Source organism: Flavobacterium sp. SM15 (genome assembly GCF_022012335.1).
In the GTDB taxonomy this organism is placed as follows: Bacteria; Bacteroidota; Bacteroidia; order Flavobacteriales; family Flavobacteriaceae; genus Flavobacterium.
This window is the reverse complement of record NZ_JAKLTO010000004.1, coordinates 145,172-164,822: the sequence shown is the minus strand read 5'-3', so window position 1 is coordinate 164,822 and position 19,651 is coordinate 145,172. Positions and strand designations below refer to the sequence as shown.

Here is a 19,651-nt window from a genome sequence, read left to right as displayed (position 1 = left end):
TATTAATTTTGTCGAAGCGTATGTGAAATTGTTAGTGTTAACAAGCAAAAATAAACAAAATAGCTCGTGAAAAAATTAACAATTCAAAGATAATACAGACGTAAATAATTTTAAGCAAATTTCGTGCCTTTTTTATGACAAAACAGCCAATTTATATTCTTGCCATCGAAAGTTCCTGTGATGACACCGCCGCAGCCGTATTAAAAAACGATAAAGTTTTATCAAATGTTGTAGCCAGACAGTCCATTCATGAGGAATATGGAGGTGTAGTTCCAGAATTAGCCTCACGTGCCCATCAGCAAAATATAGTTCCGGTTATCGATGTTGCATTAAAAAAAGCTGGAATTGATAAATCTCAGCTTTCCGGAATTGCTTTTACCCAAGGTCCAGGCTTAATGGGGTCACTTTTAGTTGGAAGTTCCTTTGCCAAATCAATGGCTCTATCATTAAATATTCCTTTGGTTTCTGTACATCATATGCATGCGCACGTTTTGGCTCATTTCATTGATGAAGAAGGATTTGATAAACCTGTTTTTCCTTTTCTTGCCATGACAATTTCCGGAGGTCATACCCAAATTATCAACGTAAAAAGTTTCTTTGAAATGGAAATTATTGGAGAAACAACCGATGATGCTGTTGGAGAGGCTTTTGACAAAACCGCAAAAATCTTAGGTCTTCCCTATCCCGGCGGACCTTTAATTGATAAATATGCACAATCCGGAAACCCAAAAGCATTTACTTTTACTAAACCGAAAGTTGATGGCTTAAACTTCAGTTTCAGCGGATTAAAAACTCAGATTCTTTATTTCATTCAAAAAAATGTAAAAGAGAATCCTAATTTTATAGAAGAAAACCGTAACGATATTTGTGCATCTATTCAGTACACCATTATTCAGATTTTAATGGAAAAACTAAAGATTGCATCACAAGAAACAGGAATAACTCAAGTTGCAATCGGTGGCGGAGTTTCTGCCAATTCAGGAATCAGAACCACATTAAAAGAAGCAGAAACAAAATACGGCTGGAAGACTTTCATCCCTAAATTTGAATACACCACCGACAATGCTGCCATGATTGGAATTGTAGGTTATTATAAGTTTTTAGAAAAACAATTTGAAGATGCTTCGGTTGTATCAAAAGCAAGAATTGAGTTTTAAAACATGAGGAAAATAGTTTCACTGCTCTTACTTCTTTTAAGTTTTATAGTAACTGCTCAAAAATCAGCTGAAGATTTTGGTTTTCAACATCTTAAATTAGAATATAAAAAGCAAGTTGTAGATATTCTGATCCAAACCAAAAAGGGAGAAGAAACAAAAAAGAAACCGATTTTTTTCTGGTGTCAGGGAAGCTTACCACAACCCGTTATCAAATACGACGAAAAAGGCATTTACGGAACTTTCCCATTTAATCCTGATGATTTTCTAAACGAGTTTCATCTTGTTATCGTTGGAAAACCAGGGGTTCCGGTAATTTCAGAGGTGTCAAAATTAAATCAAAATTACACCTATACAGACGAATCTGGAAAAACACCCGATAACTACAACAACAATAATTTTCCCGATTATTATGTCAATAGAAACAATTGGATCATTGGTAAACTAATAAAACTCCCTATGTTTTCAGATAAAAAATTGGTTGTTTCAGGTCATTCCGAAGGAAGTTCAATTGCCGCAAAAATGGCTTCAGAAAACACTAAAATCACTCATTTAATATATTCTGGAGGAAACCCATACGGAAGAATTATGAGCATTTTAGCACAAAGTCGATATTATGATTCGGACAACAATACCATTGAATATTGGAAAGAAGTTGTGGAAAACAAAAATGATTTAATAACCGAAGAAGGAGACAGCTTTAAAACAACTTACGATTTTTCCGTTCCTGTTTCTGAAAAGTTGGAAAAAATAAAAATCCCTGTTCTTATCACTTACGGAACTAAAGACTGGAATGCCGCTTACAATGATTTGTTTTATGTTGAGGCTATTCGAAAACAATTAAAAAACATTACTTTTATTCCTATGATAGGATTAGAGCACAATTACTTTCCTGTTAATGAAAAAATGGAACCCAATCATGCTGTTTACAATTGGGAAGACGTTGGTAAACAATGGGCAAAATGGCTAACAAATAATTAATTTTAGCATGCAGTTATTTTACAATCCTGATATTAATTCTTCAATAAAAGAGTTTTCTTTTGACAAAGAAGAAAGCAAACACATTGTTAAAGTTTTACGTAAAAAAGAAGGCGGTATTTTACATGTTACCAATGGTTTGGGTAATTTATTTCACACTGAAATCATTTTAGCTTCCGATAAAAAATGTACGGTAAAAATCAACCAGATTGATTCACAAAAAGAAACCGATTTTTATTTGCACCTTGCAGTTGCCCCAACCAAAATGAACGACCGTTTTGAATGGTTTTTAGAGAAAGCAACTGAAATAGGCATTCATGAAATCACTCCTATTATTTGTGAACATTCCGAACGAAAAATTATAAAAACCGAGCGTTTTGATAAAATCATACAATCGGCAATGAAACAATCGCTACAGTACTATTTACCGAAATTAAACGAACCGATTTCCTTTAAAGATTTCATCAATCAAAAGCATCAGGGTGATTTATTCATTGCACATTGTGAAGAAACCGAAAAAAAACTTCTCAAAGAAAGTATTCAGCCTAAACAAAAATACACCTTATTAATCGGTCCTGAAGGTGATTTTTCTGTTAAAGAAATCGAATTGGCTTTACAGAACAATTATATTCCAGTATCTTTGGGCAATACGCGATTACGAACCGAAACTGCAGCTGTAGTTGCCTGTCATAGTTTTGTTTTTGCAAACGAATAATGAATTCATGAAAAAAACAGTTGTTATTTTCTTTTTACTACTATACTATCTTGGTTTTTCTCAGGAAATTGCCTTATTAAAATATTCCGGTGGTGGCGACTGGTATGCAAACCCTACCTCATTGCCTAATCTGGCGAAATTCTGTAATCAAAACATCCACACTAAAATTGACCAAAAAATACCAACCGTTGAAGTTGGGAGCCCAGATTTGTTTTCCTACCCATTTGTTCATATGACTGGACATGGAAACGTAGTTTTTAGTGATAATGATATTCTAAACTTAAAAAATTATCTGACATCAGGTGGATTTTTACACATTGACGACAATTACGGAATGGATCAATACATTCGAAAAGAAATCAAACGTGTTTTTCCTAATAATCAATTGGTTGAAATCCCTTCGAATCATATAATTTTCCAAAAACCTTATAATTTCCCGGGCGGAATTCCTAAAATTCACGAACACGACAACAAGAAACCACAAGCTTTTGGTATTTTTATCGAAGGCCGATTAGTATTGTTATATACTTATGAAACCGATTTGGGTGACGGCTGGGAAAACCAAGAAGTTCACAACGACCCGCTGGAAGTGAGAACCAAAGCCTTAAAAATGGGGGCAAATCTTATCAATTACGTATTTAATAATTAAAAAACTACAGGTCAATTATTTATACATTTAAAAATGATTATTTTTAGTTTTTAATCGATTTTTTCTACCTATCGTACAATATATTTCTTAAATATTAGTTTTATCTCTAAAATTGTTCCCGATTTACAATCAAATCGACACAATCTAAATTTAAAACTAAAAACTATGAGAAAAATTATTTTGGCAGGCGCAATGTTAGCCATTTTAACATCCTGTAACAACGAAGAATCTACTACTACCACAGAAACATCAAACCCAACAGTTCAAAAAAGAGGCTGTGCTTCTAACGATGTTTTACAAGAACAATTAAAAGAGAATCCAGAACTTGCCATCCGAATGAACGAGATTGAAGCATTTACTGATAATGCAATACGCATGAATCGTTTAGTTAATGGGCAAATCGAAATTCCAGTAGTGGTTAACGTGTTGTACAGAACTTCGGCTGAAAACATTTCCGATGCTCAAATTCAGTCCCAAATAGATGTATTAAACAAAGACTTTAATGCGCAAAATTCTGATTTTAACCAAGTACCTGCTGCTTTTTCAGGTGTAAAAGCCAATGTTGGAATTCATTTCGTTTTGGATCAGGTTATTCGAAAATCTACCACAAAAACATCTTGGGGAACCAGAGATGCCATGAAAAAAACAAAACAAGGCGGACTTAATCCTACCGACCCAACAACAAAATTAAACTTATGGTGTTGTACAATTGGCGGTGGTATTTTAGGATATGCACAATTCCCTGGGGGATCGTCTGCAACAGACGGTGTGGTTATCGATTCTAAATATTTCGGTTTAAGTGGACAAGTAAATTATCCCTATAATTTAGGAAGAACTGCAACACACGAAGTTGGTCATTGGTTAAACTTACGCCATATTTGGGGAGATGCTACTTGTGGTAGTGATTTGGTTTCCGATACTCCATTACACAATACAGCAAATTATGGAGCTCCGACTTATCCTCACTACAGTACTTGTACAGGAACACCAATTGAAATGACCATGAATTATATGGATTACACAGATGACAGAGCAATGTATATGTTCTCTGAAGGACAAAAGTCTAGAATGATGGCAATTTTTGCTGCCGGAGGCCCTAGAAATTCCTTCGCTCAACCATAAAATTTATCTTACTTATTTTAAAAACCGCTTTTTTAAGCGGTTTTTTTTATTCTATTTAATAAAATGCAAAATAATTCCGACAAAAAACACTTTTAATTTATCAACAAACACAATTTAAAAACTTATAATTTTAAATTATTTTCATTCATATTGTTTATAAATTGAATTTTTAATAAAAATTTATAAATTTTATTTTTTTTATCTTAACTATTTCGTAATTAATTTTTTTGTTATATAATTGCAACAAGTTAACCAACTAGCAAACTATTTTAACAAAAAACTAATTTATTATGAAAAAAATCATTTTGTCAGCAGCCTTGGTACTGTCCTTGATTTCATGTAACAAGGAAGAAGCTGTTTCAACCGCATCTGAATCTTCTACAACTGCTCAGAGAGCTTGTGCGTCTAACGATGTTTTAGACAGACAATTAAGAGAAAATCCTGAGTTAGCAATCAGAATGAACGAAATTGAAGCATTCACAGAAAATGCTATCCAAACAGGAAGATTAGTTAATGGAAGAATTGAAATCCCTGTGGTTGTAAATGTATTGTACAGAACAACTGCTGAGAACATTTCATTAGCTCAGATTCAGTCACAAATTGATGTTTTAAATAAAGACTTTAACGCTACGAACTCAGATTTCAACAAAGTTCCTGCAGCTTTCTCAGGAGTAAAAGCAAACGTTGGAATTTCATTCGTTTTAGATCAGGTTATCAGAAAATCTACCACAAAAACATCATGGGGAACTAACGATGCGTGTAAAAAAACTGCTAGCGGTGGTTTAGCTCCAACTTCTCCAACAACAAAATTAAACTTATGGGCTGCTACAATTGGTGGTGGAATCTTAGGGTATGCACAATTCCCTGGAGGTTCATCTGCAACCGATGGTGTTGTTATCGATTCGAAATACTTCGGAACAACAGGTACGGCTACTGCTCCTTACAACTTAGGAAGAACTGCAACTCACGAAGTTGGTCACTGGATGAACTTGCGTCACATTTGGGGAGATGCAACTTGTGGAAATGACCAAGTTTCTGACACTCCATTACACAATACTGCTAACTATGGTGTACCTGCTTACCCTCACTACAGTACTTGTACAGGAACACCAATTGAAATGACAATGAACTACATGGATTATACAGATGATAAAGCTATGTATATGTTCTCTAACGGTCAAAAATCTAGAATGTTAGCTATTTTTGCTGCTGGTGGTGCAAGAAATTCTTTTGCTCAACCATAATAGAAAACTAAAAAATAAATTTAAAACTCGCTTTTACAGCGAGTTTTTTTTATATTTTTAAGTTCGATTTGTAAATTAAAATTGATGACTTCAAAAGAACTTGCAAAAGGAATTGTCAGAGCTGTACTTATACTTGCCGGTTTAGCATTACTGCTTTTTGTCTTATCAAAAATAAGTACAGTTATCATTTATCTTTTCATATCCATTGTGGTTTCCTTAATTGGTAAGCCGATTTCCAATTTTTTAAAAAAAAGGCTTAAATTCAAAAACACTTTAGCTGTTGTAACAACCCTGCTTTTTTTCATCGGATTGATTGTGAGTTTTGTAATGATGTTCGTTCCTTTGATACTTTCCCAAAGTGAAAACCTATCGTTATTAGACACCAATTCCATTGAGAAAAACTTTAACAGCATTTTACTGCAAACCAACACCTATCTTTTAAACCACAATATCGATTTGCTTTCCCTTGCCGAAAAATCGAATATGACTTCAAAACTTAACTTTAATTTTCTTCCGACAATTCTCAATTCGGTTTTTAGTATCATCAGTAATTTTGGGATGGGGCTTGTATCAGTTGCTTTTATTTCTTTTTTCCTGATGAAAGACAGTGTGCAATTCGAATATTTGTTCAAAAGAATAATTCCAGATGAGCACGAAGAGAAGATTTTAGCTTCAATAGACAAGACAAATTATTTATTGTCGCGTTATTTTGGAGGTCTTTTGCTTCAGCTATTTATCGTTTTTATTCTCTACTTCATTGTTTTGCTGATTTTTGGTGTAAAAAGCGCTTTTACAATCGCGTTAATTTGCGCAATTTTGAATATCATCCCGTATATCGGTCCATTAATCGGTACAATTCTAGCTGTATTCCTAACAATGATGGGGCTTTTAGGCACTGATTTCAAAACAGAAATCCTACCTACTACACTTTATGTATTGATTGGTTTTACAATCGTTCAGGCAATTGATAACAATATAAGCCAACCGATTATATTCTCCAACAGTATCAAATCACATCCATTAGAAATTTTCCTAATAACCCTAATTAGCGGATTTCTGTTTGGAATTACCGGAATGATCTTAGCAATACCTTCTTACACCGTTTTAAAGGTAATTGCCAAAGAATTTCTTCCTTCAAATAAAATCGTTCGAATGTTAACCAAAGACATCTAATTTGGATTCACCTCTTTTAAAAGCAGAAGTTCAAGACTTTATCGACAATTCCATGCAGGCCAATTTTACCAAAATTGCGCTAATGAAAAACCCGTTCCCGGAAATTAAATGGAATGACATTTTAAATCAGATCGCTTCAAAAAACAAGGCAAAAGAAAAACTTCCCACTTGGTTCGCCCACAGGTGTATCTTATATCCTTCTAAAATTTCCATTGAGCAGACTTCTTCGGAAATAACCGCGAAATACAAAGCTTCGCTAATTGATGGAAAAACGCTAATCGATTTAACCGGTGGTTTCGGTATCGATGATTATTATTTCGCACAGAAGTTCAATAGAGTTGTTCATTGTGAGATTAATCAGGAATTATCCGAAATTGTTCAACACAACTATAAAATTCTCAATCAAAGAAACTTAGAATGTTATAGTGGAGACAGTTTGGAAATTTTGAGGAAACTTGATCAAAAATGGAGCTGGATTTACATCGACCCATCACGAAGAAGTGATGTAAAAGGTAAAGTATTCATGCTCAAAGACTGTTTACCGAATGTTCCAATGCTTTTGGAAACGTATTTTAATTATTCAGACAATCTTTTAATTAAAACCGCTCCTATTCTGGATATAACATCAGGATTAAGTGAATTGCAATTTGTTAAAAGCATTCATATTATCGCTTTAGACAATGAAGTGAAAGAGCTGCTTTGGGAAATTGAAAAGGATTATAACGGTGAAATCGCACTTAATGCAGTTTCGCTAACCAAAGAGAACATCCAACTATTTTCCATCAATTACAACAATCAAGAAGTCAAATCTGAATATTCTCAGCCTAAAAAATATCTTTACGAGCCTAATGCCGCAATGATGAAAACAGGAGCTTTTGAAGCAATTGGAGTTCATTATAAGCTTGAAAAATTGCACAAGCATTCCCATTTGTACACTTCAGAAGATTTAATTGAATTTCCTGGCAGAATTTTTGAAATCAACGAGGTCATTCCTTTTGATAAAGCCGAAATTAAAAGGCATTTTGAAGGAAAAAAAGCAAACATCACAACAAGAAATTTTCCAATATCTGTTGAAGAAATCAGAAAAAAATGGAAAATTAAAGATGGAGGAATCGATTATTGTTTTTTTACCACAAATCTTTTAAACGAAAAAATAGTTTTACTTTGCCAAAAAATCCAGCATTAAAATGAAAAGAATACTTGCAGCCCTTATTTTAAACCTTGCCTTTATAACAGTAACTGCCCAGCAAAAAAAATGTGAATACGACTTTGAAGAAAAAACAGATTCAACTTTTTTAAAGAAAACCCCCGATTATTTAATACATGAGAAAGATTTTATAAGTTCAAAAGAATTTGTCTTGTTCTCATTAATTAATTCAAACGGAACCCCTTTCTTAAATTTTCAATTGCTTCAAAAAAGCAAAGATTTTATTAAACCGTTTTGTTTTGACAATAAATCAAAAATTTCTTTACAACTCAGTAATGGAAAAATTGTAACCCTTTTAAGCGCAGGAGAAATATGCAGCCAGTTAATGTTTGATGAAAAAGAAAAAAACAACATCCGATTATTAAATAACTATTTTTTCTTTCCAAAAGAAGGGTTTGAAGATTTGAAAAAATACCCTGTCAGCCTAATCAAAATAAATTTCGTCACGGAAAGCATGGATTATGTTTTCAAAAAGCAGATACAATCCGTGACCTTTAAAGGCGATTTTTTTCCAGAAAATTACTTTATCAATTACTTGAATTGTGTTGAATAAAAATACCGCATAAGTAAAAACAAAAAAGCCTAGCAAGTTGCTAGGCTTTTTTGTGATCCCGTCAGGATTCGAACCTGAGACCTACTGCTTAGAAGGCAGTTGCTCTATCCAGCTGAGCTACGGGACCTTAAATTTTAATTTCAGTTGTATTGGGAATACTGAAAATGTTATCGTCGGGGTGGCAGGATTCGAACCTGCGACCTCCTGGTCCCAAACCAGGCGCGATGACCGGGCTACGCTACACCCCGAAAGCAAAAAAAAAGCGGAGAGACAGGGACTCGAACCCTGGCGACGGTTACCCGTCGACAGATTAGCAATCTGCTCCGTTACCACTCCGGCACCTCTCCTGTTTGCAAATAACTTATCCTTTTTTGCGGTTGCAAATGTATACTAACGTTCTGTTTTCTGCAACTATTTTTTACATTATTTTTAATTTTTAATAAATATATTTTAAAACTGATTCATTGTCAACACAATAGAAATCCAATAAAATATTGTTATTTCCTATTTAATCATGACCAACACTGATAAAATCAAAAAAACGTCTTAATAATATCTTTAATAATTAAAATATCTTCACAATTTTGGTTAAATTCGCACTTTCAACAAACTAACAACATAATATCATGAATAAAAAAGTAGTTATTGTATCGGCTGTAAGAACTCCAATTGGTAGCTTTATGGGAAGTTTATCAACCGTTACAGCTTCGCAATTAGGTGCTACAGCAATTAAAGGGGCTTTAAATAAAATCAATTTAGATCCAAATTTAGTTGACGAAGTTTTAATGGGTAACGTAGTTCAGGCTGGTGTTGGACAGGCTCCTGCGCGCCAAGCTGCTATCTATGCAGGTTTACCAAATACTGTTGCTTGTACCACTGTAAATAAAGTTTGTGCTTCCGGAATGAAAGCTATCATGCAAGGTGCTCAGGCTATCATGGCTGGAGATGCTGAAGTAGTTGTAGCGGGTGGTATGGAAAATATGAGTTTAATTCCTCACTATGTTCACATGAGAAACGGCGCAAAATTCGGACCGGCAACCATGATGGATGGAATGCAAAAAGATGGCTTAACCGACGCATACGATAACAACGCAATGGGTGTTGCTGCCGATTTATGTGCATCAGAATATAAAATTACTCGTGAGGAGCAAGATGCTTTCGCTATTCAATCGTATGAGCGTTCAGCTAAAGCTTGGGAGGCTGGAAAATTTGACAACGAAATCGTTCCGGTTTCAATTCCTCAAAGAAAAGGAGACCCTATCGTTTTTGCTAAAGACGAAGAATACACAAATGTTAAATTAGATAAAATCCCTGCTTTAAATGCAGTTTTCACAAAAGAAGGAACTGTAACTGCAGCAAATGCTTCTACTATTAATGATGGTGCAGCTGCTGTTGTTTTAATGAGCGAGGAGAAAGCAAACGCTTTAGGTTTAAAACCTTTAGCATACATTAAATCTTATGCCGATGCTGCACAAGAGCCTAAATGGTTCACTACAGCACCTGCAAAAGCATTACCAAAAGCTTTAGACAAAGCAGGAATGTCGCTTTCAGACGTTGATTTCTTCGAATTTAACGAAGCGTTCTCTGTTGTAGGTTTGGCTAATGCTAAAATTTTAGGTTTAGATAATAACAAAGTGAACGTAAACGGAGGAGCTGTTTCTTTGGGTCACCCTCTTGGATGTTCAGGAGCAAGAATTGTAGTCACTTTAATTAATGTTCTAGAGCAAAACAATGCAAAAATCGGAGCTGCAGCTATCTGTAATGGTGGTGGTGGTGCTTCTGCAATTGTTATTGAAAGAGCTTAATCAGTTATAAATTAAAAATTATGAGTTATAAGTTTTCGAATTTTGACAAGTTCTCTTGTAACTCATAATTTATAACTCCTATTTTCCTTAAATGTTTGCAATTTGTAATCTGGCGATCGTACCGTTACGCTTTGAACCAAGTGACCGAAGCGAATTAGTTTCTCAGGTTTTATTTGGAGAGCACTTTAAAATTTTGGAACAAACTGAAAAATGGTCCAGAATTCAACTTGCATTTGACGCTTACGAAGGTTGGATTGACAACAAACAGTTTCAGATAATTTCCGAAACTAATTTCAAGCTGCTTGACTCCTCTGCAATAGTAATGAATGCAGATTTAGTCGAATACATTACAACTCCAGATAATTATTTAATGCCAATTCCCGTAGGAAGTTCTTTGGCTTTTTTAGATAATCCGGAAATAAATAGTTCTCAATTTTCCTTTGAAGGGATTAAAGTTTGCGGCATTAAACCCAAATCAGAATTAATCAAGACTGCTTTCATGTATTTGAACGCACCTTACCTTTGGGGTGGTAAAACACCTTTTGGAATTGATTGCTCAGGGTTTACGCAAATGGTTTATAAACTTAACGGATATTCTATTCTTCGTGATGCCTCTCAACAAGCTACTCAAGGCGAAGCCTTAAGTTTTATTGAAGAAAGTGAACCTGGTGATCTGGCTTTTTTCGACAATGATGAAGGACGAATCATCCATGTTGGAATGATCATGGAAAACAACTACATCATTCACGCTCACGGAAAGGTTCGTATTGACCGTTTGGATCATTTAGGAATTTACAACGTTGACACTGGGAGACACACTCACAAACTTAGAGTAATCAAAAAGATTATATAAAACAAAAAAAACCGCACTTTAAAGTGCGGTTTTTATTTAGAAAAAACTGTTATTTCTTAGCTTTTAAAGCTTTATATTTTGCATCCATTTCTAAAAACTGATACGCTCCCAACAAAAGTGATTTAACGCCTTCATTTTGAGGTTGAAGCTCTAATGCTTTTTCAAAATGAGGAACAGCTTCAGCTAACATTTTTTGTCGTTTAGCTTTTAATTCATCATAGCGTTTTGCTTCTTTAGCAGACATCCCTAATGAATTCATTTCTTTTACAAGTTTCTGATCGTCAGCAATAATTAACAAACCTAAGTTGTTATAAGCATTGAAATATTTAGGATCAACAGCGATTGCTTTCTCGTAATATTTTTTAGCAGCTACTGCATCACCAGTATTGGAAGAAACCACACCTAAATTGAACAACATATCTGCATCATTAGGTTTTTTAGCTAATGCTTCATTTATCAATCTCTTATAAGACTCCATGTCTTTAGTTTGATAATAAAGATTAGCCTCAGTAATGATCAGACCTGTGTCATCCGGATCTTGTTGTCTTGCTTCTGCAATTGCTTTTTTTGCCTCTTCAGTTTTACCCTTTTCAACTAAAATTAGGGCATAGTTTTTATAAATCTCTCCTTTTTTAGAAGGGATTTTTTCATCACGAGGTTTTTCATGACTTCCCGATTTAACAAATAAATCTCTCTGATTTTTATCCGGGAATGTTTCCTCCTGCTTAGTTGTTTTATTTACTGCAAGATAATTAGTTCCTTCTCCAGTATATTTAATTCTCTTTAACTCTTCTAGTAAAGTCAAGGCATAATCATAATCTTTTCCCTGCATTGCTAAAACTGAAGCATTAAACAAACTCGTTGTGTCTTTTGAATCCAATTTATAAACTGCTTCAAAAACTTTAGCTGATTCGGTAAATTTCCCTCCATCGTTATATGCATAGGCAACCTGCATCATCATTGGTTTAAAGCTTCCTATGGTCTCATTGATGTCATCAGTATAAATCTTTTTGCCTGATTTTTTTTCAAACTCAAGCACCTCATTCAAACCTTTAGCTAAAGTATTAATGGTCGTTGGTGTAAAGTTTTTTGCTACAGCCTGAACATCATTTGGGTTTTTAGCCATCGCATCATTCATTTCCAAAATCGGAAGCATCGACTTGTAAAAGTTTACATAAACCATATCCTGCTCAGCTAATCCGGTCATAGCAGAAACCTTATTCAATGTCGATTTGTATTCCGACATATCTGAGGCAGACAACTCATCTTTAGCGTATAGCTTTTTTAAAGTTTTCAACTCGTCTTTCTGTGCGAAAGTTGCAGCCGAAAGCATCAATGAAGATGCCAATACAAAATATTTAACTTTCATTATATATCAATTTTAATTATTCCTGAGTATCGTTGGTTTCTTCAGAAGCATTTGTTGTCTGATCTTCACCATCAAATTCTTCTGTGTTTTCTTCACTCTCCTCTTCACGCATTACTTTACAAACAGCAGCAATCGCATCGTTCCCTTTAATATTAATTAAACGAACCCCTTGAGTTGCGCGTCCCATTACACGTAAATCAGACACTCGCATTCTGATGGTTAATCCGGATTTGTTGATAATCATCAAATCATCTTCATCAGTCACATTGTTAATAGCAATAAGCGAGCCAGTTTTTTCAGTAATATTCAAAGTCTTAACCCCTTTACCTCCACGGTTAGTGATTCGGTACACATCTTCTCCGTCATCGTCAACTAATTTGGTTCGCTTACCGTAACCGTTTTCAGTAACCACTAAAATCTGAGAATCATTTACATGGTCCCTGTCGATAGAAACCATTCCGATTACTTCATCTTTATCATCAGCTAAAGTAATACCACGAACTCCGGAAGCTGTTCTTCCCATCGGACGGGTTTTTTCTTCCTCGAATCGAACCATTTTACCAGACTTCACAGCAATTAACACCTGACTGTTACCGGTAGTTAATTTTGCTTCCAGTAATTCGTCGTCTTCTTTAATTGTAATTGCGGCAACTCCGTTAACACGTGGTCTTGAATACGATTCTAAAGCAGTTTTCTTCACCTGACCCTGTTTAGTAACCATAATTACATAATGATTTTGAATGTATTCCTGGTCTTTTAAGTCTTGGGTACAGATAAACGCTTTTACTTTATCGTCGTTTTCAATATTGATAAGGTTCTGAATTGCACGCCCTTTTGCTGTTTTACTTCCTTCCGGAATTTCATAAACACGCATCCAGAAACATTTTCCTTTTTGAGTGAAGAACAACATATACTGGTGGTTCGTCGCCACATACATGTGCTCAAGGAAATCAGAATCACGGGTTCCGGCTGATTTTTGCCCTACTCCTCCTCTGTTCTGGGTTTTGTATTCTGAAAGTGGTGTACGTTTGATATAACCAGCATGAGAAATCGTAATAACAACTTGCTCATCTGCAATTAAATCTTCAATACTTACATCTCCCCCCGCGTATTCAATTTGCGAACGACGGGCATCACCATATTTATCTCTGATTTCAACAAGTTCATCCTTAATTACCTGCATTCTCATTTCTTTGCTTGCTAATAATTCTTTCAAATAAGCAATCAATTTCATGATTTCTTCGTACTCTGCACGCAATTTATCCTGCTCAAGACCTGTTAATTGACGTAAACGCATCTCAACAATCGCACGTGCCTGAATTTCAGATAAATTGAAACGTTCTATTAATTTAGCTCTTGCTTCGTCACCATCTTTAGAAGAACGGATTAATGCAATTACTTCATCAATATTGTCCGAAGCAATGATTAAACCTTCTAAAATGTGAGCTCTTTCTTCTGCTTTACGTAAATCGAATTCTGCACGACGTGTCACCACTTCATGACGGTGCTCAACGAAATAGTGAATTAAATCTTTTACGTTTAACATCTGCGGACGGCCTTTTACCAATGCAATATTATTTACACTGAAAGACGACTGCAACTGTGTATACTTATATAAGGTATTCAATACCACATTCGGAACCGCTTCACGTTTCAACACATAAACGATACGCATACCGTTTCTGTCCGACTCGTCACGGATCGTGGAAATTCCTTCAATTTTTTTATCGTTAACCAAGTCAGCAGTATGTTTGATCATACTTGCTTTATTTACCTGATATGGGATTTCTGTAACAACGATTGATTCACGCCCGTCAACTTCTTCAAAATTCACCTTAGCACGCATTACTACACGCCCGCGACCGGTTTTGAAGGCCTCACGCACACCATCCATTCCGTAAATGATTCCTCCTGTTGGAAAATCCGGAGCTTTAATGTGAGTGATTAATTCATCGATTTCAATATCGTTATTGTCAATATAGGCTAGCGTTCCGTCAATTACTTCGGTTAAGTTGTGTGGCGCCATATTGGTCGCCATACCTACTGCAATACCTGAAGCTCCATTAACCAATAAGTTCGGAACTTTAGTAGGCATTACTTTTGGTTCTTCTAAAGTATCGTCGAAGTTCAACTGGAAGTCTACGGTTTCTTTGTCAATATCAGCAAGCATTTCTTCCGAGAACTTTTTCATTCTCGCCTCGGTATAACGCATTGCCGCCGGGCTGTCACCATCAACGGAACCAAAGTTACCCTGACCGTCAACCATCAAATAACGTAAACTCCACTCTTGTGCCATACGAACCATGGCGTCGTATACTGAACTATCACCGTGCGGGTGGTACTTACCAAGAACCTCCCCTACAATTCTCGCTGACTTTTTATGTGCTCTGTTTGATAATACTCCTAATTCATACATCCCGAACAATACTCTTCGGTGTACTGGTTTCAAGCCATCTCTAACATCAGGAAGCGCTCTGGATACAATTACCGACATCGAATAATCGATGTAGGCTGATTTCATTTCATCCTCAATGTTAATAGGAATTAACTTTTCTCCTTCAGACATAAGTATTTACAATTAAAATTATATTATTTTCTAAACGTGCCAATATACATATTTTTATAGTAAACCAATAGCAATTTATCCACAATTTTCAGGGATTTATTAACATTTAAAAAGAGTTAAAAAGTTGATAAAACCTGCTATTTTGTCTTTTTTTTCTCGATTTTTTTTCGTCTATTAGCAAATAAGGAAGCCTAATTCTGTCAGGTACGATTTTTGCACAACCAGTATAGAATTAGTAAATTTACAGTATAAAGATTTTTGAGATGGACGATAATTTTTCACCAAGAGTTAAAGATGTGATTACCTATAGTAAAGAAGAAGCTTTACGACTGGGGCACGACTTCATTGGTACAGAACATTTAATGCTCGGGATTTTAAGGGATGGTAACGGAACCGCAATCAATATATTAAATAATTTATCGGTAGATTTAGAACATTTACGACGAAAAATTGAAATTGTCAGCCCACCCAATCCCAATGCAGACCGAAGCACAGAAAAGAAAAACCTGCATTTGACACGACAGGCTGAACGCGCACTGCGCACAACATTTCTTGAGGCTAAGGTTTTTCAAAGCACTTCTATTAGTACAGCACACTTGTTATTGTGTATTCTCCGAAACGAGAACGACCCAACCACAAAGCTATTGAATAAATTAAAAATTGACTACGAACTTGTTAAAGAACAATTTATAGCTATGACATCAAACGAAGAAGACTACATCGATAACTTACCTAAGAACGAGTCATTTAACGATGATTCCGGACAAGATGACAGTATGCGCGACGGCGGATTCAACAATCCGGGTGCTGCTGGTAAGGCAAATAAAAAATCAAAAACACCGGTTTTAGACAATTTCGGTCGTGATTTGACAGAATTAGCCGAAGAAGGAAAATTAGATCCGGTAGTAGGACGCGAAAAAGAAATTGAGCGCGTTTCTCAAATTTTAAGCCGAAGAAAGAAAAACAACCCACTATTAATTGGTGAACCAGGCGTTGGTAAATCTGCTATTGCGGAAGGTTTGGCTTTGCGAATCATTCAGAAAAAAGTTTCCCGTATTTTATTTAACAAACGCGTGGTAACTTTGGATTTAGCGAGTTTAGTAGCCGGAACAAAATACCGCGGACAGTTTGAAGAACGAATGAAAGCCGTGATGAACGAGTTGGAAAAAAACGACGACATCATCCTTTTTATTGACGAGATTCACACCATTGTTGGTGCTGGTGGAGCAACAGGTTCTCTAGATGCTTCCAACATGTTTAAACCAGCATTAGCGCGTGGAGAAATCCAATGTATTGGCGCAACAACCCTTGACGAATACCGCCAGTATATCGAGAAAGATGGTGCTTTGGAACGACGTTTCCAGAAAGTAATCGTGGAACCTACTTCCGTAGAAGAAACCATTACCATTCTGAACAACATCAAAAATAAATACGAAGATCACCATAACGTAATTTATACTCCGGAAGCTATTGAGGCTTGTGTGAAATTGACCAACCGTTACATGACCGAACGTTTCTTGCCGGACAAAGCCATTGATGCTTTAGACGAAGCTGGTTCACGCGTTCACATTACCAATATCGATGTCCCGAAACAAATTCTGGAGCTTGAAAAACAATTGGAAGAAGTTCGTGAACTTAAAAATTCGGTAGTTAAGAAACAGAAATACGAAGAGGCAGCTAAACTTCGTGATGACGAAAAACGCATCGAAAAAGACTTAGCTATCGCTCAGGAACAATGGGAAGAAGATTCCAAAAACAACAGAATCACAGTTACTGAAGACAACGTTGCAGACGTAGTTTCCATGATGACCGGAATCCCTGTAAACCGTATTGCTCAAACTGAAAGTAATAAGTTAGCTCACCTACCGGAACTAATTAAAGGTAAGGTAATTGGGCAAGACGAAGCAGTGTTAAAAATTGCTAAATCAATCCAAAGAAACCGTGCCGGATTGAAAGATCCGAACAAGCCAATTGGTTCATTTATTTTCTTAGGTCAGACCGGTGTTGGTAAAACGCAATTGGCCAAAGTTATTGCTAAAGAGTTATTTGATTCTGAAGATGCGTTAGTTCGTATCGACATGAGTGAATACATGGAAAAATTCGCGATTTCAAGATTAGTTGGAGCTCCTCCGGGATATGTTGGTTATGAAGAAGGTGGTCAGTTAACCGAAAAAGTTCGTAGAAAACCTTATTGTGTTGTACTTTTAGATGAGATTGAAAAAGCACATCCGGACGTTTTCAACATGATGTTACAGGTTCTAGACGACGGACATTTAACCGACAGTTTAGGGCGTAAAATCGATTTTAGAAACACCATTATTATTATGACCTCCAATGTTGGAGCGCGTCAATTAAAAGATTTTGGAACCGGAGTTGGATTCGGAACCTCGTCAAAAGAGGCTCAAGCAGCCGAAGTTTCTAAAGGAATTATCGAAAACGCACTTAAAAAGGCATTTGCTCCAGAATTCTTAAACCGAATTGATGATGTAATTGTTTTCAATGCTTTAGAGAAAGAAGACATCGACAAAATCATCGACATCGAAATGGACAAATTATATGAGCGCGTTGCGGATTTAGGATACAAATTGAAATTATCAGAAAAAGCAAAAGACTATATCGCTGAAAAAGGTTTTGACAAACAATTCGGAGCCCGACCATTAAAAAGAGCGATTCAGAAATATGTTGAAGACGAATTGGCTGAAGAGATCATTACTTCGAAGATAAACTTGGGTGATGAAATTTTCATGGACTTGGACGAAGAAAAACAAGAACTAAAAGTCACCATAAAAAAAGCAGAAGAGCCTACTAATTAGTAGGCTTTTTCTTTTTTAGGCAAATTTGTTTTGCATTTAGAAAAAAGTAGTACTTTAGTTTATTAAAACTTACAAAATGCTGGACAAAGTAATCGTAGGGAGCGAAGAATGGTGCTCCTTCCCTTCTCTTGGAATTCCCGTAATTAAAGCCCGTGTAGATTCCGGTGCGAAAACATCAGCTCTTCACGCTACTAACATTACTCCTTTTGAGAAAAATGGTGAAAGTTGGGTGAAATTCGACATCAATCCGATACAAAATAACTTAAAAGCGGTTATTCACTGCGAAACACTTTTAATAGATAAACGCGTTGTAAAGAGTTCGAGCGGCTATCGCGAACAACGTTATGTTATCAGAACACCTTTAGAAATTGGCGGAAGTACTTGGGAAGTTGAACTTACCTTGACCAATCGTGATTCTATGGGATTCCGAATGTTATTAGGTCGTGAAGCCATGTCGGGAAGAATTTTAGTCGATCCGGAACAGAAGTACCTGTTAGGACAACCTACTTCTGAAAAAATAAAAGAATACTACTATAGCGAAGAACCTTCAAAAAAAGGTTTACGTATTGGTTTATTGGCCAGTAATCCGGAACTATACAGCAACAAACGTATTATGGAAGCGGGAGAAATGCGCGGTCACGAGATGCATTTCCTAAATCTGAAATACTGTTACATGAAACTTGATGCCGACACGCCTGAAATTCATTATCGAGGCGGCCGTGTTTTAAACGATTTTGATGCGGTTATTCCGAGAATTCGCCCTAGTATGACGTATTATGGTTGTGCTCTTACCCGTCAATTTGAAGCATTAAAAGTATTTGCTTTGAATAATTCGGCAGCCATCAGTCAATCAAGAGATAAATTGTTTTCATTGCAATTACTTCTGAATAACGGAGTTGACATTCCAACAACGGGTTTTGCCAATTCACCTTTAGATACAAATGATTTAATTAAAATGGTTGGTGGTTCTCCCCTAATTGTAAAATTACTGGAAGGAACTCAAGGAAAAGGTGTCGTTTTAGCGGAAACCAAAAAAGCTGCAGAATCCGTAATTAATGCATTCAAGAGTTTAAATGCCAACATCTTAGTTCAGGAATTCATCAAAGAAGCAAACGGTAAAGACTTACGCTTGTTTGTGGTTGACGGAAAAGTAGTCGCCGCTATGCAACGTGAAGCACTTCCGGGAGAATTCCGTGCGAACATCCACTTAGGCGGAACAGCATCTGTCGTGAAAGTAACTGCAGAAGAAAAACGAATTGCCATTAAAGCTGCAAAAGCCATGAATTTAAAAGTAGCCGGCGTTGACATCATTCGCTCATCAAAAGGTCCTTTATTATTGGAGGTTAATTCCTCACCTGGTTTGGAAGGAATTGAAGGGGCAACCCAAAAAGACATCGCCGGTGAGATGATTAAAGCGATTGAAAAGAATTTTAAATGGAAGTAATTTAAT

General features: G+C 35.9%; 15 protein-coding genes and 3 tRNA genes. 13 read left to right on the top strand and 5 right to left on the bottom strand.

What is annotated here, in order from left to right:
- Positions 1 to 134: 134 nt before the first annotated feature.
- The 9 genes from tsaD to LZZ90_RS08530 all read left to right on the top strand — a co-directional run bounded on the left by tsaD (position 135) and on the right by LZZ90_RS08530 (position 8,795).
- The gene (tsaD, locus tag LZZ90_RS08570) at positions 135 to 1,157 is read left to right on the top strand and encodes a tRNA (adenosine(37)-N6)-threonylcarbamoyltransferase complex transferase subunit TsaD (protein WP_237790276.1); all 1,023 of its coding nucleotides are present in this window, start codon (positions 135 to 137) and stop codon (positions 1,155 to 1,157) included.
- Between the two features lie 3 nt (positions 1,158 to 1,160).
- Positions 1,161 to 2,135, top strand: a complete 975-nt coding sequence (locus LZZ90_RS08565; protein WP_237790275.1) for an alpha/beta hydrolase — start codon at positions 1,161 to 1,163, stop codon at positions 2,133 to 2,135.
- A gap of 7 nt (positions 2,136 to 2,142) precedes the next feature.
- Positions 2,143 to 2,847, top strand: a complete 705-nt coding sequence (locus LZZ90_RS08560; RefSeq protein WP_237790274.1) for a 16S rRNA (uracil(1498)-N(3))-methyltransferase — start codon at positions 2,143 to 2,145, stop codon at positions 2,845 to 2,847.
- 7 nt (positions 2,848 to 2,854) lie between these two features.
- The gene (locus LZZ90_RS08555) at positions 2,855 to 3,496 is read left to right on the top strand and encodes a DUF4159 domain-containing protein (protein WP_237790273.1); all 642 of its coding nucleotides are present in this window, start codon (positions 2,855 to 2,857) and stop codon (positions 3,494 to 3,496) included.
- A 165-nt stretch (positions 3,497 to 3,661) separates the two neighbouring features.
- Positions 3,662 to 4,618: a zinc metalloprotease gene (locus tag LZZ90_RS08550; protein ID WP_237790272.1), complete on the top strand. Its 957-nt coding sequence runs from the start codon at positions 3,662 to 3,664 to the stop codon at positions 4,616 to 4,618.
- A gap of 290 nt (positions 4,619 to 4,908) precedes the next feature.
- Positions 4,909 to 5,862, top strand: a complete 954-nt coding sequence (locus LZZ90_RS08545) for a zinc metalloprotease (RefSeq protein ID WP_237790271.1) — start codon at positions 4,909 to 4,911, stop codon at positions 5,860 to 5,862.
- Between the two features lie 81 nt (positions 5,863 to 5,943).
- Positions 5,944 to 7,035 (top strand): AI-2E family transporter, encoded by a 1,092-nt coding sequence (locus LZZ90_RS08540; protein ID WP_237790270.1) that lies wholly within the window; start codon positions 5,944 to 5,946, stop codon positions 7,033 to 7,035.
- 1 nt (position 7,036) lies between these two features.
- Entirely contained in the window at positions 7,037 to 8,221 is a 1,185-nt protein-coding gene (locus tag LZZ90_RS08535) for a class I SAM-dependent methyltransferase (RefSeq protein ID WP_237790269.1), read from the top strand.
- Position 8,222: 1 nt separating this feature from the next.
- Positions 8,223 to 8,795, top strand: a complete 573-nt coding sequence (locus tag LZZ90_RS08530; protein ID WP_237790268.1) for a hypothetical protein — start codon at positions 8,223 to 8,225, stop codon at positions 8,793 to 8,795.
- 53 nt (positions 8,796 to 8,848) lie between these two features.
- Here LZZ90_RS08530 and LZZ90_RS08525 read toward each other — a convergent pair.
- From LZZ90_RS08525 to LZZ90_RS08515, 3 genes are all read right to left on the bottom strand, one after another.
- Positions 8,849 to 8,922 (bottom strand) — tRNA-Arg (locus LZZ90_RS08525).
- A gap of 46 nt (positions 8,923 to 8,968) precedes the next feature.
- Positions 8,969 to 9,043 (bottom strand) — tRNA-Pro (locus LZZ90_RS08520).
- Between the two features lie 15 nt (positions 9,044 to 9,058).
- A tRNA-Ser gene (locus LZZ90_RS08515) sits at positions 9,059 to 9,142 on the bottom strand.
- Between the two features lie 279 nt (positions 9,143 to 9,421).
- On the opposite strand from LZZ90_RS08515, the gene LZZ90_RS08510 reads away from it, so the two are divergent.
- Both LZZ90_RS08510 and LZZ90_RS08505 read left to right on the top strand, forming a co-directional pair.
- Positions 9,422 to 10,600, top strand: coding sequence for an acetyl-CoA C-acyltransferase (locus tag LZZ90_RS08510; RefSeq protein WP_237790267.1), 1,179 nt, complete (start codon positions 9,422 to 9,424; stop codon positions 10,598 to 10,600).
- A gap of 91 nt (positions 10,601 to 10,691) precedes the next feature.
- Entirely contained in the window at positions 10,692 to 11,453 is a 762-nt protein-coding gene (locus tag LZZ90_RS08505) for a C40 family peptidase (RefSeq protein ID WP_237790266.1), read from the top strand.
- A 49-nt stretch (positions 11,454 to 11,502) separates the two neighbouring features.
- Here the strand turns inward: LZZ90_RS08505 and LZZ90_RS08500 are convergent, their stop codons facing one another.
- Both LZZ90_RS08500 and gyrA read right to left on the bottom strand, forming a co-directional pair.
- Complete coding sequence (locus LZZ90_RS08500; protein ID WP_237790265.1) at positions 11,503 to 12,822, bottom strand: tetratricopeptide repeat protein; 1,320 nt, start codon at positions 12,820 to 12,822, stop codon at positions 11,503 to 11,505.
- Positions 12,823 to 12,838: 16 nt separating this feature from the next.
- Complete coding sequence (gyrA, locus tag LZZ90_RS08495; RefSeq protein ID WP_237790264.1) at positions 12,839 to 15,388, bottom strand: DNA gyrase subunit A; 2,550 nt, start codon at positions 15,386 to 15,388, stop codon at positions 12,839 to 12,841.
- A gap of 263 nt (positions 15,389 to 15,651) precedes the next feature.
- Here gyrA and LZZ90_RS08490 point away from each other — a divergent pair, with 263 nt between their 5' ends.
- Both LZZ90_RS08490 and rimK read left to right on the top strand, forming a co-directional pair.
- Positions 15,652 to 18,201 (top strand): ATP-dependent Clp protease ATP-binding subunit, encoded by a 2,550-nt coding sequence (locus tag LZZ90_RS08490; protein WP_237790263.1) that lies wholly within the window; start codon positions 15,652 to 15,654, stop codon positions 18,199 to 18,201.
- Positions 18,202 to 18,277: 76 nt separating this feature from the next.
- Positions 18,278 to 19,645, top strand: coding sequence for a 30S ribosomal protein S6--L-glutamate ligase (gene rimK, locus LZZ90_RS08485; protein WP_237790262.1), 1,368 nt, complete (start codon positions 18,278 to 18,280; stop codon positions 19,643 to 19,645).
- Positions 19,646 to 19,651: the final 6 nt, after the last annotated feature.